This is a genomic window from Verrucomicrobiota bacterium JB022, assembly GCA_030673845.1.
In the GTDB taxonomy this organism is placed as follows: Bacteria; Verrucomicrobiota; Verrucomicrobiia; order Opitutales; family Oceanipulchritudinaceae; genus WOUP01.
This window is the reverse complement of the sequence record JAUTCQ010000019.1, coordinates 16736-41012: the sequence shown is the minus strand read 5'-3', so window position 1 is coordinate 41012 and position 24277 is coordinate 16736. Positions and strand designations below refer to the sequence as shown.

General features: G+C 61.1%; 23 protein-coding genes and 1 tRNA gene. 13 read left to right on the top strand and 11 right to left on the bottom strand.

Features of this window, described 5'->3' with window-relative positions; all coding sequences use genetic code 11:
* Positions 1-8: 8 nt before the first annotated feature.
* Positions 9-917 carry an ACP S-malonyltransferase gene (gene fabD, locus Q7P63_15240; protein MDP0501446.1) on the bottom strand — a complete coding sequence of 303 codons (909 nt, stop codon included), beginning with the start codon at positions 915-917 and terminating at the stop codon, positions 9-11.
* A 173-nt stretch (positions 918-1090) separates the two neighbouring features.
* Between fabD and Q7P63_15235 the strand changes: the two genes are divergently transcribed.
* On the top strand, positions 1091-1714 hold the full coding sequence (locus Q7P63_15235; protein MDP0501445.1) for an NUDIX hydrolase: 624 nt from the start codon (positions 1091-1093) through the stop codon (positions 1712-1714).
* 75 nt (positions 1715-1789) lie between these two features.
* Here Q7P63_15235 and Q7P63_15230 read toward each other — a convergent pair whose 3' ends face one another.
* Entirely contained in the window at positions 1790-2431 is a 642-nt protein-coding gene (locus tag Q7P63_15230) for a hypothetical protein (protein ID MDP0501444.1), read from the bottom strand.
* A 231-nt stretch (positions 2432-2662) separates the two neighbouring features.
* Positions 2663-3850: a trans-2-enoyl-CoA reductase family protein gene (locus Q7P63_15225; GenBank protein ID MDP0501443.1), complete on the bottom strand. Its 1188-nt coding sequence runs from the start codon at positions 3848-3850 to the stop codon at positions 2663-2665.
* A gap of 115 nt (positions 3851-3965) precedes the next feature.
* Between Q7P63_15225 and Q7P63_15220 the strand changes: the two genes are divergently transcribed.
* Both Q7P63_15220 and Q7P63_15215 read left to right on the top strand, forming a co-directional pair.
* Complete coding sequence (locus tag Q7P63_15220) at positions 3966-4622, top strand: HAD family phosphatase (GenBank protein ID MDP0501442.1); 657 nt, start codon at positions 3966-3968, stop codon at positions 4620-4622.
* A gap of 11 nt (positions 4623-4633) precedes the next feature.
* Positions 4634-5920 (top strand): dicarboxylate/amino acid:cation symporter, encoded by a 1287-nt coding sequence (locus Q7P63_15215; protein MDP0501441.1) that lies wholly within the window; start codon positions 4634-4636, stop codon positions 5918-5920.
* 9 nt (positions 5921-5929) lie between these two features.
* On the opposite strand, the gene Q7P63_15210 is transcribed toward Q7P63_15215, so the two are convergent.
* A complete protein-coding gene (locus Q7P63_15210; GenBank protein ID MDP0501440.1) occupies positions 5930-6340 on the bottom strand; it encodes a biopolymer transporter ExbD in 411 nt (136 codons plus the stop codon).
* 140 nt (positions 6341-6480) lie between these two features.
* Positions 6481-6891: a biopolymer transporter ExbD gene (locus Q7P63_15205; protein MDP0501439.1), complete on the bottom strand. Its 411-nt coding sequence runs from the start codon at positions 6889-6891 to the stop codon at positions 6481-6483.
* Positions 6892-6991: 100 nt separating this feature from the next.
* On the opposite strand from Q7P63_15205, the gene rlmN reads away from it, so the two are divergent.
* Positions 6992-8116 carry a 23S rRNA (adenine(2503)-C(2))-methyltransferase RlmN gene (gene rlmN, locus Q7P63_15200; GenBank protein MDP0501438.1) on the top strand — a complete coding sequence of 375 codons (1125 nt, stop codon included), beginning with the start codon at positions 6992-6994 and terminating at the stop codon, positions 8114-8116.
* A gap of 182 nt (positions 8117-8298) precedes the next feature.
* Complete coding sequence (gene metF / locus Q7P63_15195; protein MDP0501437.1) at positions 8299-9201, top strand: methylenetetrahydrofolate reductase [NAD(P)H]; 903 nt, start codon at positions 8299-8301, stop codon at positions 9199-9201.
* 57 nt (positions 9202-9258) lie between these two features.
* Here metF and Q7P63_15190 read toward each other — a convergent pair whose 3' ends face one another.
* Together Q7P63_15190 and Q7P63_15185 are read right to left on the bottom strand one after the other, a co-directional pair.
* Positions 9259-10092, bottom strand: coding sequence for a hypothetical protein (locus tag Q7P63_15190; protein MDP0501436.1), 834 nt, complete (start codon positions 10090-10092; stop codon positions 9259-9261).
* Positions 10076-11176 carry a PilT/PilU family type 4a pilus ATPase gene (locus Q7P63_15185; GenBank protein ID MDP0501435.1) on the bottom strand — a complete coding sequence of 367 codons (1101 nt, stop codon included), beginning with the start codon at positions 11174-11176 and terminating at the stop codon, positions 10076-10078. Before Q7P63_15185 ends, Q7P63_15190 begins: the two co-directional genes overlap by 17 nt.
* Before the next feature lie 96 nt (positions 11177-11272).
* Between Q7P63_15185 and dapA the strand changes: the two genes are divergently transcribed.
* The 6 genes from dapA (at position 11273) to Q7P63_15155 (ending at position 15251) form a co-directional block, all read left to right on the top strand.
* Entirely contained in the window at positions 11273-12181 is a 909-nt protein-coding gene (gene dapA, locus Q7P63_15180; protein ID MDP0501434.1) for a 4-hydroxy-tetrahydrodipicolinate synthase, read from the top strand.
* A gap of 5 nt (positions 12182-12186) precedes the next feature.
* Complete coding sequence (dapB, locus tag Q7P63_15175; protein ID MDP0501433.1) at positions 12187-12927, top strand: 4-hydroxy-tetrahydrodipicolinate reductase; 741 nt, start codon at positions 12187-12189, stop codon at positions 12925-12927.
* Between the two features lie 6 nt (positions 12928-12933).
* Positions 12934-13542: a Holliday junction branch migration protein RuvA gene (gene ruvA, locus Q7P63_15170; protein ID MDP0501432.1), complete on the top strand. Its 609-nt coding sequence runs from the start codon at positions 12934-12936 to the stop codon at positions 13540-13542.
* Between the two features lie 92 nt (positions 13543-13634).
* Positions 13635-13710, top strand: a tRNA-Lys gene (locus Q7P63_15165).
* Positions 13711-13889: 179 nt separating this feature from the next.
* Positions 13890-14561 carry a response regulator transcription factor gene (locus Q7P63_15160; protein ID MDP0501431.1) on the top strand — a complete coding sequence of 224 codons (672 nt, stop codon included), beginning with the start codon at positions 13890-13892 and terminating at the stop codon, positions 14559-14561.
* A 120-nt stretch (positions 14562-14681) separates the two neighbouring features.
* On the top strand, positions 14682-15251 hold the full coding sequence (locus tag Q7P63_15155; GenBank protein ID MDP0501430.1) for an OmpA family protein: 570 nt from the start codon (positions 14682-14684) through the stop codon (positions 15249-15251).
* 177 nt (positions 15252-15428) lie between these two features.
* Here Q7P63_15155 and tpiA read toward each other — a convergent pair whose 3' ends face one another.
* The 4 genes from tpiA to Q7P63_15135 form a co-directional block, all read right to left on the bottom strand.
* Positions 15429-16190 (bottom strand): triose-phosphate isomerase, encoded by a 762-nt coding sequence (gene tpiA, locus Q7P63_15150; protein ID MDP0501429.1) that lies wholly within the window; start codon positions 16188-16190, stop codon positions 15429-15431.
* A gap of 65 nt (positions 16191-16255) precedes the next feature.
* The gene (locus tag Q7P63_15145) at positions 16256-17449 is read right to left on the bottom strand and encodes a phosphoglycerate kinase (GenBank protein ID MDP0501428.1); all 1194 of its coding nucleotides are present in this window, start codon (positions 17447-17449) and stop codon (positions 16256-16258) included.
* 163 nt (positions 17450-17612) lie between these two features.
* Positions 17613-18656, bottom strand: coding sequence for a type I glyceraldehyde-3-phosphate dehydrogenase (gap, locus tag Q7P63_15140; protein MDP0501427.1), 1044 nt, complete (start codon positions 18654-18656; stop codon positions 17613-17615).
* Between the two features lie 263 nt (positions 18657-18919).
* Positions 18920-21361 (bottom strand): alpha-amylase family glycosyl hydrolase, encoded by a 2442-nt coding sequence (locus Q7P63_15135; protein ID MDP0501426.1) that lies wholly within the window; start codon positions 21359-21361, stop codon positions 18920-18922.
* A gap of 140 nt (positions 21362-21501) precedes the next feature.
* Between Q7P63_15135 and mnmA the strand changes: the two genes are divergently transcribed.
* The gene (gene mnmA / locus Q7P63_15130) at positions 21502-22575 is read left to right on the top strand and encodes a tRNA 2-thiouridine(34) synthase MnmA (protein ID MDP0501425.1); all 1074 of its coding nucleotides are present in this window, start codon (positions 21502-21504) and stop codon (positions 22573-22575) included.
* A gap of 108 nt (positions 22576-22683) precedes the next feature.
* Complete coding sequence (locus tag Q7P63_15125; GenBank protein ID MDP0501424.1) at positions 22684-24264, top strand: glucose-6-phosphate isomerase; 1581 nt, start codon at positions 22684-22686, stop codon at positions 24262-24264.
* Positions 24265-24277: the final 13 nt, after the last annotated feature.

Below are 24277 nucleotides of genomic sequence, written 5' to 3'. Positions count from 1 at the left end.
GAAGGGTGCTAGGCCGAAAGGTCGGCAAACTCACTGATGCTTTTAACTTTCAGCTCGCGGTCAATACGCTTCGCATGCCCAGCGAGAACTCCACCCGGTCCGCACTCGAAATATTCCTGAATCCCGAGGGCGGCAGCCGAACGGACGTTGTCGTCCCAGCGCACGCTGGAGACCACTTGGGCCACCAGCGCATCCTTGATGGCCTGCGGATCTTCGAGCGCGCCGCCGGTCACATTGGAAAACACGGCGATACGCGGCGTGGCGAACGGAATGTCGGTCAAAAATTCGGCGAAAGCCTGGCGCGCGGGCTCCATCAGGCGGCTGTGATAGGCGCCGGCCACCTTGAGCGGCATCACGCGCTTGAACTTGCCCATCTCCTTGGCGCCTTCGACCGCCGCGGCGATCTTGTCTTTTTCGCCAGAGATGACGATCTGCCCGGGGCAGTTGTAGTTGGCGACGTCCACATCGAACTTGGCGCACAGCTCGGCCACGTCTTCACGCTCGCCACCGAGCACCGCCGCCATCGTGCCGCCATTTTGCTCGCAGGCCATCTGCATCAGTTCACCGCGCTTGGCCACCACTTTCAGGCCGGTCGCAAAGTCATACACCTGCGCCGCAGCAAGGGCCGTCAACTCACCCAGGCTCAACCCCATGGCCGCCTTCAGGCCCTCGAGCTTGCCGGCGTCCTGCAATAGCGCGTAGGCAACATAACCGTGCACATACAGCGCGGGCTGGCAGACGCGGGTCAGCGTCAACTGATCGTCTGGCCCGTCAAAAGAAACGTCCCGAATGCTCCAGCCCAGGATGCGGTCTGCCTCATCGTAGAGAGCGCGCGCAATGGGCGAATTCTCGTAAAAGCTGCGACCCATTCCGACCGTCTGGGCGCCTTGACCTGAAAATAACAAACCGATCGACATAAGCGGTCTACTAAACTGGCCTTCACCCGAAAGATCAATCGGTAAATTCCGGGCGTGAGTTCTTGAGCAGATGAGCGAATCCGCATCCTTTACCCTCCCGAACGCCAACGACTCTGAGCGCCTGCGTGCTGTGGTCTGGACCCTGTGCTAAATCTGCGTTACGACTTGCTCCCATGTCAGCCGATATCATGAAGACGGCCCGCGAGCTCCAGGCGATGGCACAAACGGGGCTTCACTTCGCCCACGATCCCTACGACCGTGCCCGCTACGAGCGCTTGCGCGAAATTGCGGCAGGGCTGATGGCAAAAGTCTCGAATCAAACAATAACCACGATCCTGCGGTGGCAGGAGGCGGAGTTTGGCTATGCCACGCCCAAGGTCGATACCCGCGCCTTTATCGTGCAGGACGGGCGCATTCTGCTGATCCGGGAAGATGCGGACGAGGGGCGTTGGACCTTGCCCGGCGGCTGGGCCGATGTAAACGACACGCCGAGCGAGGCCGTTTGCCGTGAGGTGTGGGAGGAAACGGGCTATACCTGCCGCACGACTCGACTGCTCGCCTTGTGGGATCGGGAGAAGCACGGCCACACACCGTCATTCCCCTTCCATGTCTACAAGCTGTTCTTCCACTGCGAGATCACCGGTGGCGAAGCCCGCCCTACGGCAGAATCCTCCGAGCAAGCCTGGTTCGCGCCGGATGCCTTGCCCGATCTATCGGTCACGCGCGTGCAGGCGACGCAACTGCGGCGCCTCTTCGAAAAGGTGACCGGTCGCGACACCACGACGGACTTCGACTAAAAAACCGCCGAAGCGTCACGCGACAGCTTCGGCGGTTTCCTAACAACCTAGAATAACCCCAAACCTAAAGATCGGCTAGTTCCGCCAATGCCATTCGCTGGCCAGGTGGTTGAACCGTTGACGGGTGCGCGGAAAGGTTTCCACGAGCGCGTCGAGGATGTCGCGCATCTCGTATTCCTTGGCCAGGCGGTGGTCGCGAGCCTGACGATACGCGGTCTGCCCCATGCTCTCGTAAAACTCGAGCCCGGGCGCGCCTTGGCGCTCCTCGCGTTGACTTAGAAATTCGCGGTAGAACCCCGTCAGCAGCAGGTAATGATTGCCAGCGGAGATGCTGAGGAAAAACCGTTGCGACATCGGAGCCTTTTCCATTTCCCGCCAGTAGTCGACCGCGTAGAGCATCGGCCCGGCACGGTGCTGGAAGGGAAAGAGCCAGTTCTCCTGATGGGCGGCATCGGCCAGCATCCCGGCCAGATAGTCCGCCACTTCGCGGTCTTTCAGGCCTGCTTCCTTTAGCTCGTGGCGTACGAGCAGGTAAAAGAAGAGGCGGGTGGTGATCTTGACGGCTTCACCCTGTTCGCGCAGAGCCTGGATCAACTGCGGCGAGTCCATGATCGCATCGAGCATCTCCGGATCATAGAGCAGTTTTTCCAAGGTCATCCGGGCGGAAGCGTCCGGCGCCAAGGTATCGAGGAGGAAGGCGGCGTCACCAGGTGCCAAGTAGTGACGTGCCCGTGGCCACATCACAGTCGCGTTCATCATCTACCCTTTGAGCATGGGGGGTGCCATCCAGAGGCAAGAGCGCCTCATAGGGGGCATAACCCGTTATGATGCTTAATATCGGCAGCAGAATGTATATTTGAAGGCACACTTGGCCGTGCCCACGAAAAAGCCGCTACCCACGTTGAGTAGCGGCTGATCAAATTTAAGCAGGCGGGGGCTGTCGGGTTCTTACGCCGGGAAATCGCGCTCGGGCTCCACCTCGGCATCGTAATCGACACCCTTGAGGCCGAAACCGAAGAGGCGCAGGAAGTTCTCCTGATAGCCGGCAAAATCGGTGTGCGTGTCGATCGTCTCGGTCGTGACGTGGGGCCAGATCTCGCGGACGGCCTGTTGCACTTCCTCGCGCATTTCCCAGTCGTCCATCCGCACGCGGCCTTCGTCGTCGAAGTCGAGCGCGGCGCCGTTGTAGGCCTGGGTGCGGAAAAGACGGTCGATCTGCTCGATTGTGTCTTCGTGCGTGCCCTTTTCCTTCATCACCTTGAAGAGGATAGAGACGTAGAGCGGCACCACCGGGATGGCGCTGCTGGCCTGAGTCACCACCGCCTTGTTGACGGAGATGAACGCACGACCGCGGTTGACTTTCAGTTGCGCATCGATGCGCTGGGCCGTATCGCGCAGGTGCTGCTTGGCCGCGCCAATCGTGCCCTCGTGGTAGACGGGCCAGGTGACTTCGGGCCCGATATAGTCGTAGGCGATGCTGGTGCAGCCATCGGCCAGGACGCCGGCGGCTTCGAGCTGCTGCATCCAGCGTTCCCAGTCTTCGCCGCCCATCACCTTGACGGTGCCCTCGATTTCTTCTTCGGTCGCGGGCTCGATCGTCACCGGCTGGATCTGCTTCTTGTCCGTATCGAGGTTGTTGGCGGTAAAGGGCTTGCCAATGGGCTTGAGCGTGCTGCGGTAAGTCTCGCCCGTCACAGGGTCGGTCCGGCGCGGGGCGGCAAGGCTGTAGATCACGAGGTCGACCTGGCCGAGGTCGGCCTTGATCGTCTCAATCACCTGCTGCTTCACCTCATCGGAGAAGGCGTCGCCATTGATGGACTTGGCGTAAAGGCCCTCCTTCTTCGCTTCTTCCTCGAAGGCCACCGAATTGTACCAACCGGCGGACGCGGGCTTGCCGTTGCCGGCCGGCCGCTCGAAGAACACGCCAAGGGTGGCGGCGTCGCTGCCAAAGGCCGAGACGATACGGGTAGAGAGGCCATAGCCGGTCGAGGCACCGAGAACGAGGACCTTCTTCGGGCCATCCTTGATCGGCCCATTACCGCGAACGACCGCGATCTGATCCCTTACGTGTTGAGCGCAGCCCTCGGGGTGCGCCGTGATGCAGACAAAGCCACGAATTCTCGGTTTAATGATCATGTTGTGGGGAAATTGGTTGCGATTCTCCTAGTTGGGTGCGGAGCGTAGGCTCTCGACGTGCCGGGGCAAAGCAAAAATCGCTTGCGCCTCGCCGCCAGGCCCTAATTCTGCCCGCATGGGCATCGCCGCAATATTCGACTGGGACGGTACATTGGTGGACTCGTCCGCCGCGCACAAGTGGGCTTGGGAAACGCTGGCCGCCGACGAGGGCCTCGCACTGCCCGAGAATCACTTCGTCAAAGGCTTCGGCTACACCAACCCCAAGATCATCCGCGAGATCTACGTCTGGTCTCAGGACGAGGCCGAGATCTCCCGCCTCGGCGACCGCAAGGAAGAGCTCTACCGCGCGCGTCTGGGCACCATGACGCTGCGCCCCCTGCCGGGAGTGCTGCCCTTCCTCGAAGCCTTACGCGCAGCCGGGGTGCCCTGCGCCATCGGCACCTCCACCCCTCGCGAGAATATCAATGTGGCGGCGGCGACCGCTGGCCTCGACGGCTTTTTTGCTGCCAGCACCTGCGGCGACGAAGTGAAAAACGGCAAACCCGACCCGGAGGTATTTTTGACCTGCGCGGAAAAGCTGGGCGTGCCACCGGAGCGTTGTGCGGTGTTTGAAGACGCTCCGCACGGCCTGCAGGCGGCCAAAAATGCGCAAATGCTGGCCATCGGCATCACCACGACGCACCCGGCACAAGACCTGCCGCAGGCGGATCTGGTCATCGACTCCTTTGCCGACCTCACCGTCTCCCGCCTGCTCGAACTTCTCCAGCGCTAAGAAAGAACCACATGAGCCCAGCCGACTCCCCCGCCCCCAAGCCCCGCAATCAGCACCTGCTCACCTACGCCATTCTCTGCGCCATGATCCTCGGGATTCTGGTCGGGCTGCTGATCAATATCTTTGCGGGGGATGTCGAATGGATCTCCACCTACCTATCGCAAGGCGCCTTCCAGGTCGTCGGTGGAATGTTCATGCGGCTGCTGAAGATGCTGGTGGTGCCGCTGGTCTTCGTCTCGATCGTTTGCGGGATCATCGCCCTGCAAGACATCCGCAAACTGGGCCGCATGAGCCTCAAGGCCCTCGCGCTTTATATTGCGACGACGGCTATCGCGATCAGCCTCGCCCTGGCGGTCGCCTCCGTGGTCAAGCCCGGCTCCAGCGTGCCCGACGATCCCAATGCCGTTTACGAAGGCCACGCCAGCAAGCCGCTCGCCCAGGTGTTGACGGAAATCGTGCCGGACAACCCCGTGCAGGCCATGGCCACGGCCGAGATGCTGCAGGTGATCGTCTTTTCGGTCTTCGTCGCGGTGGCCATTGTGCAGGTCGGCGAGCGCGCGGCACCGGTCAAAGCCTTCTTTGAGTCGCTCAACGACGTAGTGATGCGGATGGTCTGGATCGTGATGATCTTCGCCCCCCTCGGGGTCTTCGGCCTCGTCGCAAAGACTTTTGCGACCATGGGGCTGGAAGGAATCGTGCCCCTGGCGAAGTATTTCTTTACCGTCCTGGGCGTGTTGCTGATCCATGCAGCGGTCACATATTCCGGGCTGCTCGTCCTGCTCGGGCGGCTCAACCCCCTGCCCTTTTTTGCCAAAATGTGGCGCGTGCAGCTCAACGCCTTTGCGACGGCCAGCAGCGGCGCAACGATCCCGCTGACGCTCGAAACCAGTGAGCACCGCCTGGGCGTCAAAAACAGCGTGGCCGCCTTCACGGTTCCGCTCGGCGCCACGATCAATATGGACGGCACCGCCATCATGCAGGGCGTCGCCACCGTCTTTGTCGCCAACTACGTCGGCGTCGACCTGACGCTGATCCAGTGCGTGATCGTGGTGCTTATGGCCACAATGGCCTCCATTGGCACGGCCGCGATTCCATCGGTGGGCCTCGTCACGCTCGGCGCGGTGTTGACCCAAGTGGGCCTGCCACTGGAGCCGATCGCCTTCATCGTGGGCGTCGACCGGCTGCTCGACATGACGCGGACAGCCGTAAACGTGACGGGCGATGCGACCGTCACGTGTATCGTGGCGAAGGGAGAAGGCGACCTCGACGAGGCCCTTTTCCGCAAGATGGATGCCTAGGCCGAGACCTTACTCGACCGTGCTGACGGTGATCTTTGCGGTATCCTTTACCCGGCGGGTGGCGTCCATCACCTGGATCATCCGGCCGGCCTGAGAGCCGCGCTGCACCTGCAGGATCACGGGCACATCGGCCTGGGAGAGCGCCTCCTGCACGATGTCTTCCACCCCGCGCAGCGTCACTTCGTCCTGTTCGTGGACGATGGTACCGTTCTTGGTGATGCGGAAGATGACCGGCTTGCTATCATTCGGGTCGGTCGGCTGCGAACTAGGGGTCGGCTTGTCGATCGGCACCCCCTTTTCATCGACGAACACAGTCGTGACGATGAAGAAGATCAGGAGGATGAACACCATATCGATCATCGGGGAGATGTTGATGTCGGTGTTGTCGTCGGTGCGGGGGACGTGTCTTTTACGGCTCATGCAGGAGTGGGGTTCGTTTCCTGACTCTTTAAGCTGGGAGCTACATCCTCAAGCCGAGCGCGCCACCGGCGGGCATAAAGAAGCCAGCCCTACATTACCGTAGAAGGCTGGCTTAACAGGTGAAAATGCTGTCGCGAAAACTATTCCACCGTACTGACAGTGATCTTCACGGTATCCTTCACCCGGCGAGCGGCGTCCATCACCTGGATCATCCGGCCAGCCTGCGCGCCGCGCTGCACCTGCAGGATCACGGGCACATCGTTTTGGGAAAGGGCTTCCTTCACGACTTCCTCAGCCCGATTGAGCGTCACCTCATTATCATGGTACATCACGTTACCATTGCGGGTGATGCGGAAAATGACGGGCTCGCTGTCGTTCTGCTGCGCCTGATCCGGCGAGGGGGTAGGCTTGTCGATCGGCACCCCGCGTTCATCGACGAATACAGTGGTGACAATGAAGAAAATCAGGAGGATGAACACCATATCAATCATCGGGGAGATGTTGATATCCGTATTGTCATCGCCTTTGTTAATGTGTCGCTTTCGGCTCATGAAAAGGAGTAGGTTCTCTACTATAGTGCTTCAGGGCCGCTATTTCCGCAAGAACTTTTCCTTGCAGCCCGGCCCGCGATTCTGAGTTTGATATCCCTTCATGCGCTTCGTTCCCGCCAAGCCCTCCCTTTACGGTGAGACCCTCGAAAGCCTGCAGGCTGCCTTGCAGGACGCCGGCTTCCAATCTTTCCGCGCCAAGCAGATCACCGACTGGCTCTACAAGAAGCGGGTGGAAAAGGTCGACGACATGACCAATCTGCCCCAAAACCTGCGCCAGTGGCTGGGCGAGCGTTACGTCATCTCCCCCTCCAAGCAGGTGCTGGTGAAGCAGGCCAGCGACATTACCGAAAAGCTGCTGCTGGAGCAGGAAGACGGCCGCCTGATCGAGACGGTCTTGATCCGCTACCCGATGGAAGGCGTGGGCCAGGACGCCAGCCGCAAGACGATCTGCGTCTCCAGCCAGGTCGGCTGCGCCTATGGGTGCCGCTTCTGCGCCTCCGGCCTAGCCGGCTGGAAGCGCAACCTGACTCAGGGTGAGATCGTCGGCCAATTTCTCCACGTCTCCCGCCTGGAGGCCGAGCGCTTTGGCGAAAAGCCCGGCGCAGCCACCCCCATCGACAACATTGTCTTCATGGGCATGGGAGAGCCGCTGGCCAACTACGACGCCGTCGTCGGCACCATCCGCCTGCTCAATGCCGACTGGGGCCTCGGCTTCGGTGCCCGCCGCATCACCATCTCCACCAGCGGCCTCGCCCCGCAGATCCGCCAGCTCGCGGACGAGCCGATCCAGTTCCGCCTCGCGCTGAGCCTGCACGGAGCCACCAACGACGTGCGCCAGCAGATCATGCCCGTCAACCGCAAGTATCCGCTCGAAGAGCTGCTGCCGGCGGTCGAGTATTTTGCCGAAAAGCACGGGCGCATGCTCACGCTCGAATACATCCTGATCGACCAGATCAACGATACCTTCGAGCAGGCACACGCGCTCAGTCGCATCGCCCGCGACCTGCACGCCCACGTCAATCTCATCCCTTACAACAAGGTCGAGGGTCTGCCGTGGAAGCGCCCCAACATCCGCCGCCAGATCGCCTTCGGCCAAGTCCTGAAGGACAACGACGTTTCCTTTACCATCCGTAAGGAAAAGGGCCACGATATCGAAGCAGCCTGCGGCCAACTCCGCCTCCAGACCGAGCGCGAACGCGGCACGCTGGAAATGGCGGAAGCGTAAAACAGTATTTATTAAACAGGAGTAAAAAGAGTCAGGATATAATTGAAGATGGAGGGGCTTTCGCGCGCACTCTCTCAGTGGATTCAGAACTCCTTTTTACTCTTTATAACTCCTGTTCCCATAGACCGTTTACTGGAAAAAGCTTTACACAGGGATTCATCAAGGCATCCTGATGGGAAGATATGAATCGTGGACGTGCAATCTCAGATATTCTCGCGGCGAAAGACCATCCGCTGCTTTCCGTTGAGTTCTTCCCGCCGAAGGACGATGCCGGAGGCGAGCTGATCGTCCAGACCGCGCTCGAAATCCAGCAACAGGTGCAGCCCGATTTCGTCTCCATCACCTATGGCGCCGGCGGCACGACGCAAGAGCGCACCTACCGCTATGCCCGCATCCTGCGCGACCAGTATGGCTTTGAGGTGATGCCCCACTTTACGTGCGTCGGTAACTCCAAGGCCGAAGTCGTGGAGCTGGTGGGCGAATATTGGAAAGATGGCTTTGTAAACCTCATGGCCCTGCGCGGCGACCCGCCCAAGGGCGAGACCGACTTTACCCCCCACCCCGACGGCTGCCACTACGCCAGTGAGCTGGTTGAGCTGCTGAAGGGGCACTACCCAGAGCTCTGCATGGGCGTAGCCGCCTACCCGGAGGTGCACCCTCAAGCGGTGTCTGCCGAGGATGATCTGCGCCACCTCAAGTCAAAGATCGACAAGGGCGGCTCATTCGCGACCACCCAGCTCTTCTACGACAATCGTAATTACTTCTCGTTTGTCGAAAAGGCGCGGGCCATTGGCATCGACGCCCCGATCATCCCGGGCCTCATGCCGATCCGCTCCGGCAAGCAGGCCCGCCGCTTCTGCAACCACATCCCGGCGGAGCTCGACGCCATGCTCGAAAAAGCGGGCGACGACACCGAAGCGGTGCACCGCGTAGGCGTAGACTGGTGCTTCCGCCAGATCCAGGAGCTGCTCGAAGGCGGCGCGCCCGGCGTGCACCTCTACATCATGAACCGCAGCAACATGGTAGTCGAGCTAGCCCACCGCCTCCGTGAGGCCGGCCTCTGGCAACCGGCCATCAAGGCCTAAGCGGTCACCCTACTCTTCTCTGCATGGGCGGACCCGGTTTTTACCGGTCCGCCTTTTTTAGCGCCGCTCCCAAGAGCTGAAAGAACTGAAGCGGCTCGACTGCTGGCTGTCTTCAGGCGCTGGTTGCTGGTCGACAGGGGCGGGCGAAGACTGCGGCAGCGTTACGGGATTCGGCAGCGAAGCCGCCGCTTCGCGGACCGGCCAGGATACCAGATCCGTCGTCGCAGCAGCGCTATAGCCGACCGAAAAGGCCGTGCTCGCGACATTCTCCACCGTAGACTGCAGGTAGGGATTGGTCCCTCCTTGCGCGCTCGCGTCCAGGTAAGGGTTCACGACCTCTTCGTGTGTCCATGATACCGCACGAAGGGTTGGCGGCATGATGGCGTCAATCGCCTGACGGTGGTCCAACACGATGCCGTTCCCGGCCATGGGCGCTTCCGGAACATCCGGCCACGCCGGTATCCAGTCGCCGCCGGGCAGCGCATCCAAGTCGATCAAGTCCCACCCGCGCGGTTGCTGGGGCAGCGTGGGCCGCCGCTCTCCGCCAATCTCCATTGCCAAACGGTAAAAATCCTCGGCCGTCGTCTGTGCGTCAAAGGCATCCACCCGCGCTTCCTCGACAGGCTGCCCTTCAAACACTGCGATCCAGCGCTCAAGCTCGCCCTGTTCTTCCACCCCTTCCGCCTTGCGCTCGATCCTTACCGGCGGACCTTCGGCGGGGGCAAAACGGTCGTCCGGCACCAGTTTGCGCAATTCGTCCTGCAGGATCTTGAAACCGCGCGTGTTTGCCTCCGGCAATTCCACGGGGGCCACCGGCGGTGTCGCATTCTCCTGAGCCGACAGCCCTGCGGCAGCCAAAGGCAGAATCCAGAGCTTAAGACACAAGCCCACCGGTGGAGAGGAAGATCCCCTTGAGGTTCATCTCGAGCGCCTTCGGGTTCGGCGAGTAAGCCAGCGCAGTCTGCTTGGTAATCTTGCCCGCCTTCACCAGCCGAAAAAGGTCCTGATTGAAGGTGTGCGAGCCCAGCTCATGCGAAGCCTCAATCACAGCGTTGATCTTGTGCAGCTCGCCTTCGCCGATGATCGTCCGGGCGAGCCCCTCGACGATAAACACCTCTGTGATCGGCATACGACCGCCGTCGAGGGCCGGCACAAGCCGTTGGGTGACGGTCGAACGCAGCGCACTGGCAATCTGACGACGCAAGCCCATATGCTGCTCCGGCGGGTAAAACTCGAAGAGGCGCTGCACGCTCTGCTGGGCGCTGGAGCTGTGCAGCGTGCCAAACACATAGTGCCCCGTCTCGGCTGCGGAGAGCGCGACGTCGAAGGTCTCCGCATCCCGCATTTCGCCGATCAGGATGATGTCCGGGTCTTGCCGCAGCACCGCACGCATCGCCTGTGCAAAGTCGCGGGTGTCGATGCCGATCTCGCGCTGGTTGAACATGCTCTTGACGTCGGTGTAGGTAAACTCGATCGGGTCTTCCAGCGTGACGATGTGGGCATCTTCGTTGTGGTTGATCCAGTTGAGCATTGCCGCAAGCGTCGAGCTCTTGCCCGAACCCGTGGGGCCACAGACCAGCGTAATGCCGTCGTTGTACTGGCACAGCTTGACGAAGTCCTCCGGGTTGTGGTTCAGCTTCTCGAAGGTCGGCGGCTGGTCGTTGACGTAGCGAAACGCAATACTTGGCGTGCCCCGCTGATAAAAGGCATTCACGCGAAAACGAGCCACTCCCGGCAACACGTAGGCAAAGTCGATCTGGTGCTCGACCTTCCAGCGGTCGATAAATTCACCCGGGCAGGCCGCCTCGACAAAAGTCAGGATCTGCTCCTGGCGCAGGGCATCCATGTCGACCGGCTCCAGCGAGCCGTGGATCCGCAACACCGCTGGCTTGTCGGTCTTGATGTGAATATCGCTGGCGCCGTTTTCCACGGCCAGCTCCAGCAGATTTTGAAACAGCTCGATCTCGTCGGACATAACACTCGGGGCGGTGGCCGCAGCAAAAAGCATTGAATGACTAGCCAACCGCGCCTACGGTGGCAAACTTTAACTTTTAGCATAAGCTTCAACTTTATGGCACATCAGGTTACGCCCTTCGCGGGAGTTTACACCGCGATCATCACGCCCTTCAGGAACGGAAAGGTCGATTACCCGGAGCTGGAACGCCAGGTCAACCGGCAGATCGACGCTGGGGTGGATGGGATCGTCGCCGTCGGTACGACCGGCGAGTCCCCCACCCTCGACACGGCTGAGCACCTCGCCGTGATCGAAGCGATCGTCAAATACAGCAATGGGCGCGTATGCGTGCTGGCCGGCACGGGGGCAAACGCCACCAGCGAAGCGGTCTACCTCGTGAAGGAGGCCGACGCGCGCGGCGTGGACGCCCACCTGCAGGTGGCTCCCTATTACAACAAGCCGACCCAGGAAGGCCTTTTTCGCCACTTCAGCGCGATCTCCGAAGCGACGGAAAAGCCGATCATGCTCTATTCCATCCCGGGCCGTTGCGGCATCGAGATCGGGATCGAGACGGTGCGCCGCCTTTCGGAGAACACCGCCAACGTCACCTCCATCAAGGAAGCGGGCGGCGATGTCACCCGCGTCTCGGCCCTGCGCCAGGCTTGCGGCGAGCGGCTGACGATCCTCTGCGGCGATGACGGCCTCACCCTGCCCTTCATGGCCGAAGGCGCGACGGGCGTGGTCTCCGTCGCTTCCAACCTCCTGCCCGAAGTGCTGGTCGACATGGTCCGCAAGTTCCGCCAAGGCAACGTGGAAGGCGCGCGCAGCGTGGCCAGCCGCAACTACGCCCTGCTGACCGACCTCGTCTTCCTCGAAGGCAACCCGGTGACGATCAAGACCGCCATGTTCGAGGCCGGCTACCTCGCCGACCCCGAAATCCGCCTACCCTTGGTGCCGTTGAGCGAGGTCAACCTGCCCCGCCTGCGTGCCGCGCTGAAGGAAATCGGCCTCCAGACCCGCGCTTAAACACCATGAGCAAGCTTCCGGTATTGATTTACGGTAGTCGTGGCCGCATGGGCCGCGTGCTGACCGACGTGGCCTCCGCCTGCCAGGTGGAAGTCGTGGCGACCATCGACCAGGATGAAGGCGACCTCACGGAAGGCCTCTCGAAGGCTGCCGTCGCGATCGACTTCAGTTTCCATGCCGCCACCGTGCGACTGCTCGAAGCGGCGGTAAAGCTCGGCAAAGGCGTCGTCATCGGCACAACCGGCCACACGCCGGAAGAGCAGGCGCTGATCCGCCAGGCGGCGGAGAAAATCCCCGTCGTCTGGGCGGGTAACTACTCCATCGGCGTCAACCTGCTCTTTTACCTCACGCGCAAAGCCGCCGCTATTCTTGGTGACGACTATCAGCCGGAAATCCTGGAGCTGCACCACCGCCACAAGAAAGACGCGCCCTCCGGCACCGCCGCCAACTTGGTCGACCTCGTGCGCGAAGCCCGCGACTTGCCCGAATCGGCCGTCATCAATGGCCGCGAAGGGATCACCGGCGAGCGCCCGAACGACCAGATCGGCGTGCACGCGGTGCGCGGCGGCCAGATTATCGGCGAACACACGGTGTTCTTTATCGGCGAGCAGGACCGCATCGAGCTGACTCACCGCGCTCAGGACCGCGGCATCTTTGCCCGTGGCGCTCACCGCGCGGCCCGCTGGGTCAACGAACAGCCGGCCGGGCTCTACGATATGCGCGACGTGCTCGGGCTCAAGGACTAGGCACCCATGATCGTCCACCTCGAAGGGACTCTGGTTGAAGCCACCCCGCTCAGCGCCGTGCTCGATCTGCACGGCGTGGGCTATGGCCTCGCCATCCCCGTGACGACGGCAGAACGCCTGCCCGCCCTTGGGCAAAAGGTCCGCCTCTTCACGCACGTCGTCTACCGCGAAGACGCCCAGACCCTCTACGGCTTTGCCACGCCGGAAGAGCGCGAATGGTTCCGCCTGCTCAGCGAGCACGTCAGCGGCATCGGCCCCAAGATTGCGCTGAGCATCCTCAGCAAGCTCTCGATCCCGATGCTGCGCCAGGCCATCGCGCAGGAAGACGTAAAAACTCTCTCCCAGTGCCCCGGCATCGGTGCTAAAACGGCGGCGCGCCTCTGCGTAGAGCTGAAAGACAAGGTGGCCGGGCTGGCCAAAAACTCGACGCCCGCCGCCCCCAGCTCTCCTGCCGGCAGCACCGCCCCGGCCCCTTCACAATTTGGCGATGCGGTGGCCGCCCTCATCACGCTCGGCTACAAGCTCGACGCGGCAGACAAGGCCGTGCGCCAGGCCCAGCAAAAACTCGGTAGCGACGCCTCCACCGAGGCCCTGATCATGGCCGCGCTGCGCTAGGGGCCATCCCGCAAGGCAACTTACGCAGCCGCCCAGACATTTTTCGCTTGCCCCCCGCAGGGCAGGCGTGCTTTCCTTCTTGTTTTTCCTGCGGGCGATTAGCTCAGTTGGTAGAGCAGGAGACTTTTAATCTCTTGGTCCTGGGTTCGAGTCCCAGATCGCCCACCATTTCCTTATCCGACCGCTGTTTCATCAGAGTTTTACACAGGGCTCGCTTGAGATTTTTCTCAGGTGGTTATAGAAAGAGCATAAGTTATTACGTTACAGATTCTGGGCTATCAACCCCCTCAAATGGTTATTGCCCATCCTTCTTGCCCTCGTCAGGCTCCCCTCAACCCATTCATGTGATGAAAAAGGTCGTTATTATTGAAGATCAGACGGCAGTGCGCGAAATGATCGCGCAAATTGTGCGAACGGAACCCGGTTTTGAAGTAGTCGCTGAATGCGGAGATGGACAAACTGCGGTCGAGACCTGCATCGAACACAAACCGGATTTCGTGATCCTGGATGTGATGCTTCCGGGTCTCAATGGTGCAGAGGTCCTTCGCCGCTTCTCGCGTCAACTGCCGAAAACCCGCGTGCTCATCTTTTCCGGCTACCAGGACTCTGTGCTCCTGCGTGAATTGCTGGAAGCAGGTGCGCACGGCTTTATCGGCAAGAGCGCTCCGCTCACGGAGCTGCAGAAGGGTATCCAGGTCGTCGCCGGCGGCGGGAGCTACTTCAGCCCGGAAGTGGCCCAAATCCTTCGCGAAGCGATGACCAACCCGGCTGGCGTCGCCAACCCGGCCGTCAATCGCCTCACGACCCGCGAACGCGAGATCCTCCAGCTGATTGCCGAGAGCTACAGCACCAAGGAGATCGCGAACAAGCTGAAGATCAGCGTGAAGACGGCGGAAAACCACCGAACCAACCTGATGAAGAAGCTGGACCTGCACGACATCGCGAGCCTCACCCGCTTTGCGATCGAGTATGGCCTGATCGAACCGCCGGTCCGCCCCACGCTTCTCGGCTCCAACTAAAAGCCCTTTCCCTACGGCGATGCCCATCAATCTGATGCGCATCGCCTTTCTGTCTTGCTCTATCCAGCTGTTGCGCCAACCTAGCCCCAAAGCTGGTTGAGGTATTTATTTATGACTAGAGTGCATCGAATTTTCTTGGTTATCGGGCTGACTCTCGCAGCCGCTTTTGCTGGTTGCCGTCAAAACGTCGAACCGCCGGACCCTGGATTCACGCGCGTTAGCCCCTCGGCTGGGGCTGGCTCTTATACCCAGAATCAGGGCGACTTTGTCGGCAATGATTCCATCCTGTCGGCCGGCCAATACGACGACACCCTGCAGCCGCGCGGCGCGGGCGATTCTCTCGACAACCTCGAAGATGCCGAGGTCTACGGCTCGGTTTATTTCGACTTCGACAAGTCGTACATCCGCCCGGCCGACCAGCCCCTGCTGGAAGAAATGGCCTCCTACCTCGCCAACAATCCCAACCGCACCTTGGCGGTGGTTGGCCATTGCGACTGGCGCGGCACCACGGAATACAACATGGCGCTGGGCGACCGTCGCGCCAATGCGGTGAAGCAATACCTCCTGCAGCTCGGCGTGGATGGTGGCCGGATTCAGACTGTGTCCAAGGGTGACCTCGAAGCCGAGACCGACGCTCCCGACTCCCAAGCCGCACAGGATCGCCGTGGCGACCTGCTGCTGCTCGACTAGTAGCCAGAGAGCCGCCTCTCCAACCTTTTCCCTTGGCCGATGCCTAAACCGCATCGGCCTTTTTTGCGCCCGTATCTATCGACGCCCCCTGCCCTTCTCTCAAGTAGTACGCAAAAAAAACGCCGGCAGCACTTGGCTACCGGCGCGAAGGAAATGAATCGGATAGATCGCAGAGCGTTACGCCTGGCGGGCCGCGTTGACCAGCTCGACGAATGACTTGCCCTGGAGGGAAGCGCCACCGATCAGGCCGCCGTCGATATCGGGCTGGGCCAGGAGTTCGGGAGCATTGCCGGGCTTCATCGAGCCGCCGTAGAGGATGCGGATCTTGTTGCCGACGGTTTCGCCGAAGCGTTCGCCGAGCCAGCTGCGGATCGCGGCGTGGACTTCCTGCGCCATTTCGGGCGTAGCCGTCTTGCCGGTGCCGATCGCCCAGACGGGCTCGTAGGCTACCACGAGGTTTTCCGCCTGCTCGTTGGAAACGCCCTTGAGGCCGCCTTCGAGCTGGGTGCGGACGACTTCGAGCGTCTTCTCCGCTTCGCGCTCCGCCAACGTCTCACCCACGCAGAGGATGGGCTTGAGGGAGCTTTCGAAAGCCGCAATCACCTTCTCGTTGATGAAGGCATCGGTTTCGCCGAAATACTCACGACGCTCGCTGTGCCCGAGGATGACGAAGTTGCAGAACAGGCTGCGCAGCATCACGGGAGAAACTTCGCCCGTGTAAGCGCCTTCGGCCTTGGGATACATGTTTTGCGCGCCGAGCTGGATGTTGGAGCCTTCCAGCAGGCGGGCCGCCGTCTCCAGCGAGGTAAAGGGCGGGCAGATGCAGACGCCCACTTCGGTTTGTTGGCCGACAGCGAGGTGAATCTCCTTCACGAGGTCTTCAGCCTCGCTCGCAGTCTTATTCATCTTCCAGTTGCCGGCGATCAGGTATTTGCGCATGGCTTTTTTCATTTGGTGGGACAGCAAATCAGCGTTTGCGTGAGCTTTTGTAGCCTAAGGACGCTTTACTTTTGGTCAAGCGCGACGACCCCGGGCAGTTCTTTGCCTTCCAGGAACTCCAGGCTGGCGCCGCCACCCGTGCTCATGAAAGTCACTTTATCGCCGTAGCCACTCTTCTTGATGGCCTTGACGGAGTCGCCACCCCCGATGATGGAGATGTTTTCGGCCTCGGCCACCACCTTGGCGACGGCGAAGGTACCCTTGGCGGATTCCGGAATTTCGAAGATACCCATCGGGCCGTTCCAGAGCACCGTCTTGGCGTCCTTCACCGCACCGGCGTAGAGCTCGATCGTCTTGGGGCCGATGTCGACACCTTCCCAACCGTCTTCGATGTCGCCGTCGACCACCTTGGTGTTGCCCAGCGTGCCGCCCTTGAAGTCGAGCTTGTCGCACACGAGGTTGTCCACCGGCAGGAGGAATTCCACGCCCTTGGCCTTGGCCTTTTCGAGCGCGCTCTTGGCGGTCTCGACCTTATCCGGTTCGGCGAGGGAGTTGCCGACCTTGCCGCCTTGAGCGAGCTTGAAGGTGTAGGCCATCGCGCCGCCGATGAGGATCTTGTCAGCCTTTTCGAGCAGGGCGTCGATCACCATGATCTTGTCGCTGACCTTGGCACCGCCGAGGATCACGACAAAGGGGCGCTCCGGCCGGGCGGTCTTCTCGCCGAGGAACTTCAGCTCTTCCTGGATGAGGTAGCCGCAGACGCTCGGGCTGAGGTACTTCGTCACACCTTCGGTCGAGGCGTGGGCGCGGTGAGCCGTGCCAAACGCGTCGTTGACATAGATGTCGGCCACGGAGGCGAGTTGCTTGGCAAATTCCGGATCGTTGCCTTCTTCGCCCGCATAGAAGCGGACGTTTTCGAGCAGGACCACGTCGCCGTCCTTCATCGCCTTGACTTGGGCGGCCACGCCTTCGCCGATGCAGTCGTCCACGAAGGTGACGGGCGAGCCGAGCTTCTGGGCGAGGTCGTTGGCGATCGGGGCGAGGGTGAACTCCAGGTCCTTCTTGGCCTTCGGGCGGCCGAGATGGCTGCAAAGAATCACCTTGGCGCCATTTTCGCGCAGGTAGTTGATCGTGGGCAGAGCAGCCACGATGCGGGAGTCGTCGGTAATCGCACCGTTTTTCACCGGCACGTTGAAGTCGACGCGCACGAGCACGCGCTTACCTTTTACCTGAATGTCTTCGATGGTCTTGGTGGCCATGATATGTAAAACGTAAAGGGGTTGGAGAGGTTCGCTGACCCTCCTGAACTAAGCCGAGGAGCGGATCGAGGCAAAGAAAAAGCCGCCCACCTGTGCCCTGTTGAGCAAGCACCGGCGGGCGGCCGTAAAACAGTCCGTAGATCAGGCTGCTAAGCCGCGAGGCTTAGAGGCTGTTGACCTTCTTGAGCAGGTCGACGACGCGGTTGGAGTAGCCCCATTCGTTGTCGTACCACGAAACCAGCTTGAAGAAGGTGCTGTTGAGGCCGATGCCGCTGCCGGCGTCGAAGATCGAGGAGGTCTTGTCGTGGATGAAGTCGCTGCTGACGACTTGGTCTTCGGTGTAACCGAGGATGCCCTTGAGGGGGCCTTCGGCGGCTTCCTTCATCTTTTGGCAGATCTCTTCGTAGCTCGTTTCCTTTTCGGTCTTCACCGTCAGGTCGACGACGGACACCGTCGGGGTCGGCACGCGGAAGGCCATACCGGTCAGCTTGCCCTTTACGGCCGGGAGCACGAGGGCAACCGCCTTGGCGGCACCGGTGGTCGACGGGATGATGTTGATCGCAGCAGCGCGGCCGCCCTTCCAGTCCTTGGCGGAAGGACCATCATTGGTCTTCTGGGTGGCGGTGTAGCTGTGGACCGTCGTCATCAAGCCTTCGACGATACCGAAGTTCTCGAGCACCACCTTGGTGATGGGGGCGAGGCAGTTCGTCGTGCAGGAAGCGTTGGAGATGATGGTGTCGGCAGCGGTCAGCGACTCGTCGTTCACGCCCATCACCACGGTCTTCACCTTGTCGCCCTTACCAGGCGCGGAGATGATCACCTTCTTGGCGCCAGCCTTGATGTGGCCTTCGGCGTCCGTGTCCTTGGTCCAGAGACCGGTGGACTCGATCACCAGATCCACGCCGAGGTCCTTCCACGGCAGTTGATCGGGCTTGGCGCGCAGGGCGAGGCACTTGATCTTGTGGCCGTTGATGACGAGGGTGTCGTCTTCGGCGACGTCCGCAGAGGACTTTTCGCTGGAGACCGTGCCGTCGAAGCGACCCTGGATCGAGTCGTACTTCAGCAGGTAAGCCAGATTGTCAGCAGGCACGAGGTCGTTGATCGCAACGACATCGAAGGTGCTGCCAAGCAGACCTTGCTCCACCAGGGCGCGGAAGACCAAGCGGCCAATCCGGCCAAAACCGTTAATCGCGATTTTAGTAGCCATTGTATGAAATATCCTAGTTGGTTCGACGAGCCAGGCTCAAGTGCGAAGAGCGACTAGCTGAACGCCTTGGAACCATATCCGCCTCAGATAAGCAAGTGTAATAAGCTGAAATCGCCGCTGCCAAGCCATAAATGTTTTTTATCTCATTTCTGTATGAAATGAAAATGTCTTAAACCACCCGCAACAGGGGCTATGGCTGGTCTGGGCGGGCGGCCAGCGGTGCGGACCACCCACCCTGCTTTTCAACCACTTGTCTCCGCGCCTCAGGCCTTGACCCAAAGGGCGCAGCTGAGCGGCATCAGCTCCAGGTAATTTTTTTCGCGTCGGACCTGGGCGGTATGGAGACCACGCGCGTCGAAGCGTTCCTGGTCGGCAACTTGGGTAAAACCATCGAGCAGGCCTTCCGGCACCTCCAGCCGCACGATCTCGAAGTGCGGGTTGATGGTGTAAAAGAGCTGACGGCGCCCATACTGGCGGTTCGCGTTGTAAACCATACCCAGCGCCGAGCGACAGGTAAACGTCTCGAAGTAGCCGGGCTTGGGTCGCTCATAGAGCCGAATCATGCGCCCCCATTCGCTGCGGCGGAAGTGAATCCACTGACGGAAATACTCGTGCGTGCCGCTGTAAAAGATGGCGCGCGTGTAGGGGATCGCGTTGAGGTCTTCGCGCTGATAGGTGTTATTGATCCCATGCTTGCTCTTCAGCATGTCCATCCCGCTGTTGAGCATGGGGATGCCGAGCGACATACTGAGGATGCTCATCATCAGGTGAGTCCGGCGACGGTCGTTGAACGTCGGGAAGTAACCGTTGTGGTCGCGGTTTTCCGTAATCTTGTCGATCCAGCAGCGGTCGTCGTGGCTTTCGAGGTAGTTGACCGTCTGGGAAGGGAACGACGCCAGCTCGGCCGAGCCCTGGAGGTAGTAGCGCAGCCCTTCCGCGTTGCCTCGACCCGTCACGTATTCGCGCACAAACTCGCGGTAGCCGTCGTTCCAGGAGGCAACGCCGGTCTCCTTGAGCTGGTGCGCAATGTGCCCACGGAAGCTCCACGGCTCGGCCACCACGATAATGGATGGCTTCACGGCCTTGAGCTTTTTCTCGACATCGGCCAGCGCATCGCGGCCCACCAGTTCGCCCAGGTCGAAGCGGAAGCCGTCGACATCGTAGGTGCGCACGAGGTGGATCAGGCTCTCGATCATCAGGCGACGGGCCATTGGCGCATCACAGTCGAGCGTGTTGCCGCAGCCGCTGAAGTTCATGTATTCGCCGTCGCGGCTGAGCAGGAAGTAATACTGCTTGTCGATATACTGCAGGTAATTCGGCTCGCCCACGTGGTTATAGACCACGTCGAGGATCACGGCCATGCCCTGGCGGTGGAAGGCGTCGACCAGCTCACGAAACTCCTCGATCTGCGTCGCCTTGGCCGGATCGGTCGCGTATTGGCTCGCCGGGCTGAAGAAGTTGCAGGTCATGTAGCCCCAGTGGTACTGGGCAGGGTCGCGCGCATCATTTTCCTGAATCGGCTGCAGCTCTACGGCGTTGAAGCCCAGCTCCTTGAGGTAAAACGATTCGTGCTCCACCCATTTGCGCAGGCCGGTAAAGCCGCGCCGTTCGATGTCGGACATCGCGATCGGGGCAAACTTCGTCAGGTCGCGCACGTGCGCTTCGCACACGACCAGGTCGTGCCACCACGGCGGGCGAAACGGACGCGGCGTCCGAGGCAGCTTGCCGTGGTCGACGACGATAGCGGGGCCTTGAGGGCCGACACAGGCTAAAGCGTAAGGGTCGAGAATGCGGAAATTGGGATCGAAACAGGTCGCACCTTCGATGCTGTGGCCGTCGATCTTGTAATAATAGTACCATCCATGGCGATTGCCGGCCACGGTGGCCTCCCAGGTCATGCCGTCGACCATGCGCAGCGTGATCGGTTCGGGCTCCTGATGCTCGAGGTCCTGAAAGAGGAACAGCTTCACCGACGAGGCACGCGGGGCGAAGATACGGAAGCGGGTAATCCCGCCGAGCACTTTGACCCCCTGCTCCATCGGGCTTTCCAGCGTCTTGAGGAAGACGCCCGCCTGCACCGGCACCGTTTCCTCGTAGTCTCCCTCCTTGTAGGTCACTTGCGCTGCGCCGCTCTGGTTGATCGAGCGAGGGGCCGTGAACTGCAGCACGTGCTTGCCCGTACGGTCGGCCCGGATCTGGTAATTACGGTTGCCCGAAGCGTCCCAGTGGATGTTGGGGGCGTCGGAAGGCACATCGAGCCACCGCCCGGTGCCGGTCACGAATTTGAAGGGCACGGGCTCGCTCCCCACGATCTGTTTTTTCTGGCGCCGCAGGGTAAAGTAGCTCTCGCCGTCGATCTGCATCGGCTTCAGGCGCCACTTGCTCTTGTCCTTGCCCTGCGCCCACTCGTTGAACGGCCCGGCGACATAGAGCTTCTCCTCTTCGAACGACACGGTGGGCATCCGGCTTGCGCGGATGAGGAAGACGATGTAGGCGCCGGAGCAATAGTAAGCAGAATGCTCCCCGAAGGCCGTGGGCGGGGCCGGCTTGACATCCTGCAGCGGAATACGATCGGCACCCCAAAAGAGTGGCGGCATCGTTTTGCGCTTCCAGTCGCGCTGGAGGGACACGATTCCCGTGTGTAGGGACGCCCAATGGGCGCCGGAGAGAATGGGAGACGACGGCTGACGACGAGAGGGAGCCATTACGGCAGGGATTACCGCGCTTCGCTGCCCAAGGCAAATGTGAAGCGCAGAATTAGGCGGGTTGAGGCGTTTCGCCCGGCCAGAAACGACTTTACCTCCGGGTTTGCACAACCAGACAACTTTGTCCAAGGTTACCGGATATGGGTAATCGGGTGCTACTCGGTCTTTCCGGTGGAGTGGACAGTGCGGTCGCCGCCTTGCGCCTCAAGGAGCAGGGCTACGATGTCGTTGGCGCCTACATGAAGAACTGGATCAATGAGGAAAACGTCTTCGGGAACTGCCCTTGGGAGCAGGACATCGTCGACGCCCGGGCCGTCTGTGCCCACCTCGGCATCCCCTTCGAGGTGATCAACTTCATGCGCGACTACCGCGAACGCATCGTCAACTACCTCGTGGAAGGCTACGCACGCGGGCTTACGCCCAATCCCGACGTGATGTGCAACCGCGAGATGAAGTTTGGCGTCTTCCTCGACTGGGCCCGTGAACACGGCTTCGATTACGTCGCCACCGGCCACTACGCCCGTCGGGTAGACGCGGACGGAGCATCACGCCTGCTCGAAGGCGTCGACCCGAACAAAGACCAGTCCTACTTCCTCGCCCTGCTTCAGCCCGAGCAGCTCGATGCGGCCCTCTTCCCGGTGGGCGAGCTGCAAAAGCCGGAGGTGCGTGAGCTGGCCCGCGCCGCCAACCTGCCCAACGCGGACAAGAAAGACAGCCAAGGCATCTGCTTCATCGGCGAAGTGAAGATCAACGACTTCCTCGAAAAGTTCATCCCCGACCAGCCCGGCCTGATCGTGAACCTGCAAGGCAAGGTCTTGGGCGAGCACCGAGGCCTCCATCGCTACACCTTGGGTCAGCGCAAGGGCATCGGGGTGCCCTCCAATGCCGATAATGAATTTTACGTGGTCGTCGCCAAGCGGATCGAGCGCAACGAGCTGGTAATCGCCTTCGAGAGCCAAAAGCCAGACGAGCTTTGGCAACAGGAGATCGACCTCCACCAGTTGAGCTGGGTGACGCCCCACCCGCTTACAGAGGCCGAAGACATCGAGGCTCGCGTCCGTTACCGCGACCCGCGCGTGGCCGTGCGCTTCGAGCCCCGCCAAGACGGCTCTGCCGGGCTGATCTTTGCCGAGCCCCAGCGTGGTCTCGCCAGCGGTCAGGTCTGCGCCCTCTATCGCGGCGAACAACTCCTCGGCGGGGGGATTTATTTCTGAGGCAGGAGTCGATCTGGCTTCCATGAATCCCTCTCATGGAAGGGATTCGCACGAGTCTCACCTTTGGCTTTGCAATTTGGGCGTGAGGCAACACTTTAGAGCGCAGCCATGTCCTGGAACCGTTTCAAGGAATACTACCTCTCCAACCCCTCCCTCGGCTTCGCGCTCGACGTGAGCCGCATGAATTTCGACCGCGGGTTTCTCGCGGAAATGGAAGCGCCGATGCAACAGGCCTTCCAGTCGATGCAAGCGCTTGAGATGGGCGCCATCGCCAATCCCGACGAAAACCGCATGGTGGGCCACTACTGGCTCCGCAACGCGGAGATCGCCCCCACGGCCGAAATCGCCGCCGAGATCAGCGGCGCGCTGGAGCGCATCGAGTCCTTTGCCCGCAAGATCCACTCCGGTGAGATCCAAGGCGAAGGCGGCAAGTTTACCGACTTGCTCGTGATCGGTATCGGCGGCTCGGCCCTGGGCCCGCAGTTCGTCGCGCAGGCGCTCGGCCGCCCCGGCGAAGACCGCATGCAGGTGCACTTCTTTGACAACACCGACCCGGATGGCATGGACGTAGCGCTGAACCCGCTGCGCAACAAGCTGGACCGCACGCTGGTGCTGGTCGTCTCCAAGAGTGGCGGCACTCCTGAGACGCGCAATGGCATGCTCGAAGCCCAGCAGGCCTACCTTTCTGAGAGCGTTACCTTTGCCAGGCACGCCGTGGCCGTGACCGGAGTCGACAGCAAGCTCGACAAGGTGGCAGTGGAAGAAGACTGGCTCGAACGCTTCCCGATGTGGGACTGGGTCGGTGGCCGCACCAGCGAAATGGCTGCCGTCGGCCTCCTTCCGGCCCGCCTGCAAGGCATCGACATCAAGGGCATGCTCAAGGGCGCTTCCAAGATGGATGCCTGGACTCGCAGCACCGAGACCCGCCAGAATCCGGCGGCCCTGCTCGCGCTGATGTGGTACCACGCCACCAACGGCAAGGGCGAAAAGGACATGGTGATCCTGCCCTATAAGGACCGCCTCACCCTCTTCGCCAAGTATCTCCAGCAACTCGTGATGGAGAGCCTCGGCAAGGAGCTGGACCTCGCAGGCAAGGTCGTCAATCAGGGCATCGCCGTCTACGGCAACAAAGGCTCGACCGACCAGCACGCCTATGTGCAGCAGCTGCGCGAAGGCGTGAACAATTTCTTCGCCACCTTCATCGAAGTGACGAAGGATCGCGAAGGCGCTTCCGTCGATGTGGAAGACGGCGTCACCTCGGGCGACTACCTCAACGCCTTCCTGCTGGGCACCCGCGAAGCGCTGGCCGAAAAGGACCGCGAGTCGATCACCATCACGATCGACGAAGTGACGCCCGAAGCGGTCGGCATGTTGATCGCGCTCTACGAGCGGGCAGTGGGCTTCTACGCCAGCCTTGTCGGCATCAACGCCTACCACCAGCCCGGGGTTGAAGCCGGCAAGAAGGCTGCCGCTACCTTCCTCAAGATCAAGCAGAGCGTCACCGGCTACCTCTTCGAGAATGCCGGCCAAGCCTTTACGGTGGACGAACTTGCTTCCGCCATCGGCGCCGAAGACCAGGCGGAGACGATCTACAAGCTGCTCCAGCACCTCGTAGCCAACCCCGCCAAGGGCATCGTCAAGCAGCCGGGCAGCGATATTTGGTCCGCCAAATACTCCGCCCAGGCTTAACGCCACATTCGCC

Coding starts and splice junctions, on each gene's coding strand:
- Q7P63_15145 (MDP0501428.1), bottom strand. CDS start 17,449: ATGGCCACCAAGACCATCGAAGACATTCAGGTAAAAGGTAAGCGCGTG.
- Q7P63_15205 (MDP0501439.1), bottom strand. CDS start 6,891: ATGAGCCGAAAGCGACACATTAACAAAGGCGATGACAATACGGATATC.
- dapA (MDP0501434.1), top strand. CDS start 11,273: ATGGCACATCAGGTTACGCCCTTCGCGGGAGTTTACACCGCGATCATC.
- rlmN (MDP0501438.1), top strand. CDS start 6,992: ATGCGCTTCGTTCCCGCCAAGCCCTCCCTTTACGGTGAGACCCTCGAA.
- gap (MDP0501427.1), bottom strand. CDS start 18,656: ATGGCTACTAAAATCGCGATTAACGGTTTTGGCCGGATTGGCCGCTTG.
- Q7P63_15160 (MDP0501431.1), top strand. CDS start 13,890: ATGAAAAAGGTCGTTATTATTGAAGATCAGACGGCAGTGCGCGAAATG.
- Q7P63_15235 (MDP0501445.1), top strand. CDS start 1,091: ATGTCAGCCGATATCATGAAGACGGCCCGCGAGCTCCAGGCGATGGCA.
- Q7P63_15215 (MDP0501441.1), top strand. CDS start 4,634: ATGAGCCCAGCCGACTCCCCCGCCCCCAAGCCCCGCAATCAGCACCTG.
- metF (MDP0501437.1), top strand. CDS start 8,299: ATGAATCGTGGACGTGCAATCTCAGATATTCTCGCGGCGAAAGACCAT.
- Q7P63_15135 (MDP0501426.1), bottom strand. CDS start 21,361: ATGGCTCCCTCTCGTCGTCAGCCGTCGTCTCCCATTCTCTCCGGCGCC.
- Q7P63_15225 (MDP0501443.1), bottom strand. CDS start 3,850: ATGATCATTAAACCGAGAATTCGTGGCTTTGTCTGCATCACGGCGCAC.
- Q7P63_15125 (MDP0501424.1), top strand. CDS start 22,684: ATGTCCTGGAACCGTTTCAAGGAATACTACCTCTCCAACCCCTCCCTC.
- ruvA (MDP0501432.1), top strand. CDS start 12,934: ATGATCGTCCACCTCGAAGGGACTCTGGTTGAAGCCACCCCGCTCAGC.
- fabD (MDP0501446.1), bottom strand. CDS start 917: ATGTCGATCGGTTTGTTATTTTCAGGTCAAGGCGCCCAGACGGTCGGA.
- mnmA (MDP0501425.1), top strand. CDS start 21,502: ATGGGTAATCGGGTGCTACTCGGTCTTTCCGGTGGAGTGGACAGTGCG.
- tpiA (MDP0501429.1), bottom strand. CDS start 16,190: ATGCGCAAATACCTGATCGCCGGCAACTGGAAGATGAATAAGACTGCG.
- dapB (MDP0501433.1), top strand. CDS start 12,187: ATGAGCAAGCTTCCGGTATTGATTTACGGTAGTCGTGGCCGCATGGGC.
- Q7P63_15210 (MDP0501440.1), bottom strand. CDS start 6,340: ATGAGCCGTAAAAGACACGTCCCCCGCACCGACGACAACACCGACATC.
- Q7P63_15185 (MDP0501435.1), bottom strand. CDS start 11,176: ATGTCCGACGAGATCGAGCTGTTTCAAAATCTGCTGGAGCTGGCCGTG.
- Q7P63_15220 (MDP0501442.1), top strand. CDS start 3,966: ATGGGCATCGCCGCAATATTCGACTGGGACGGTACATTGGTGGACTCG.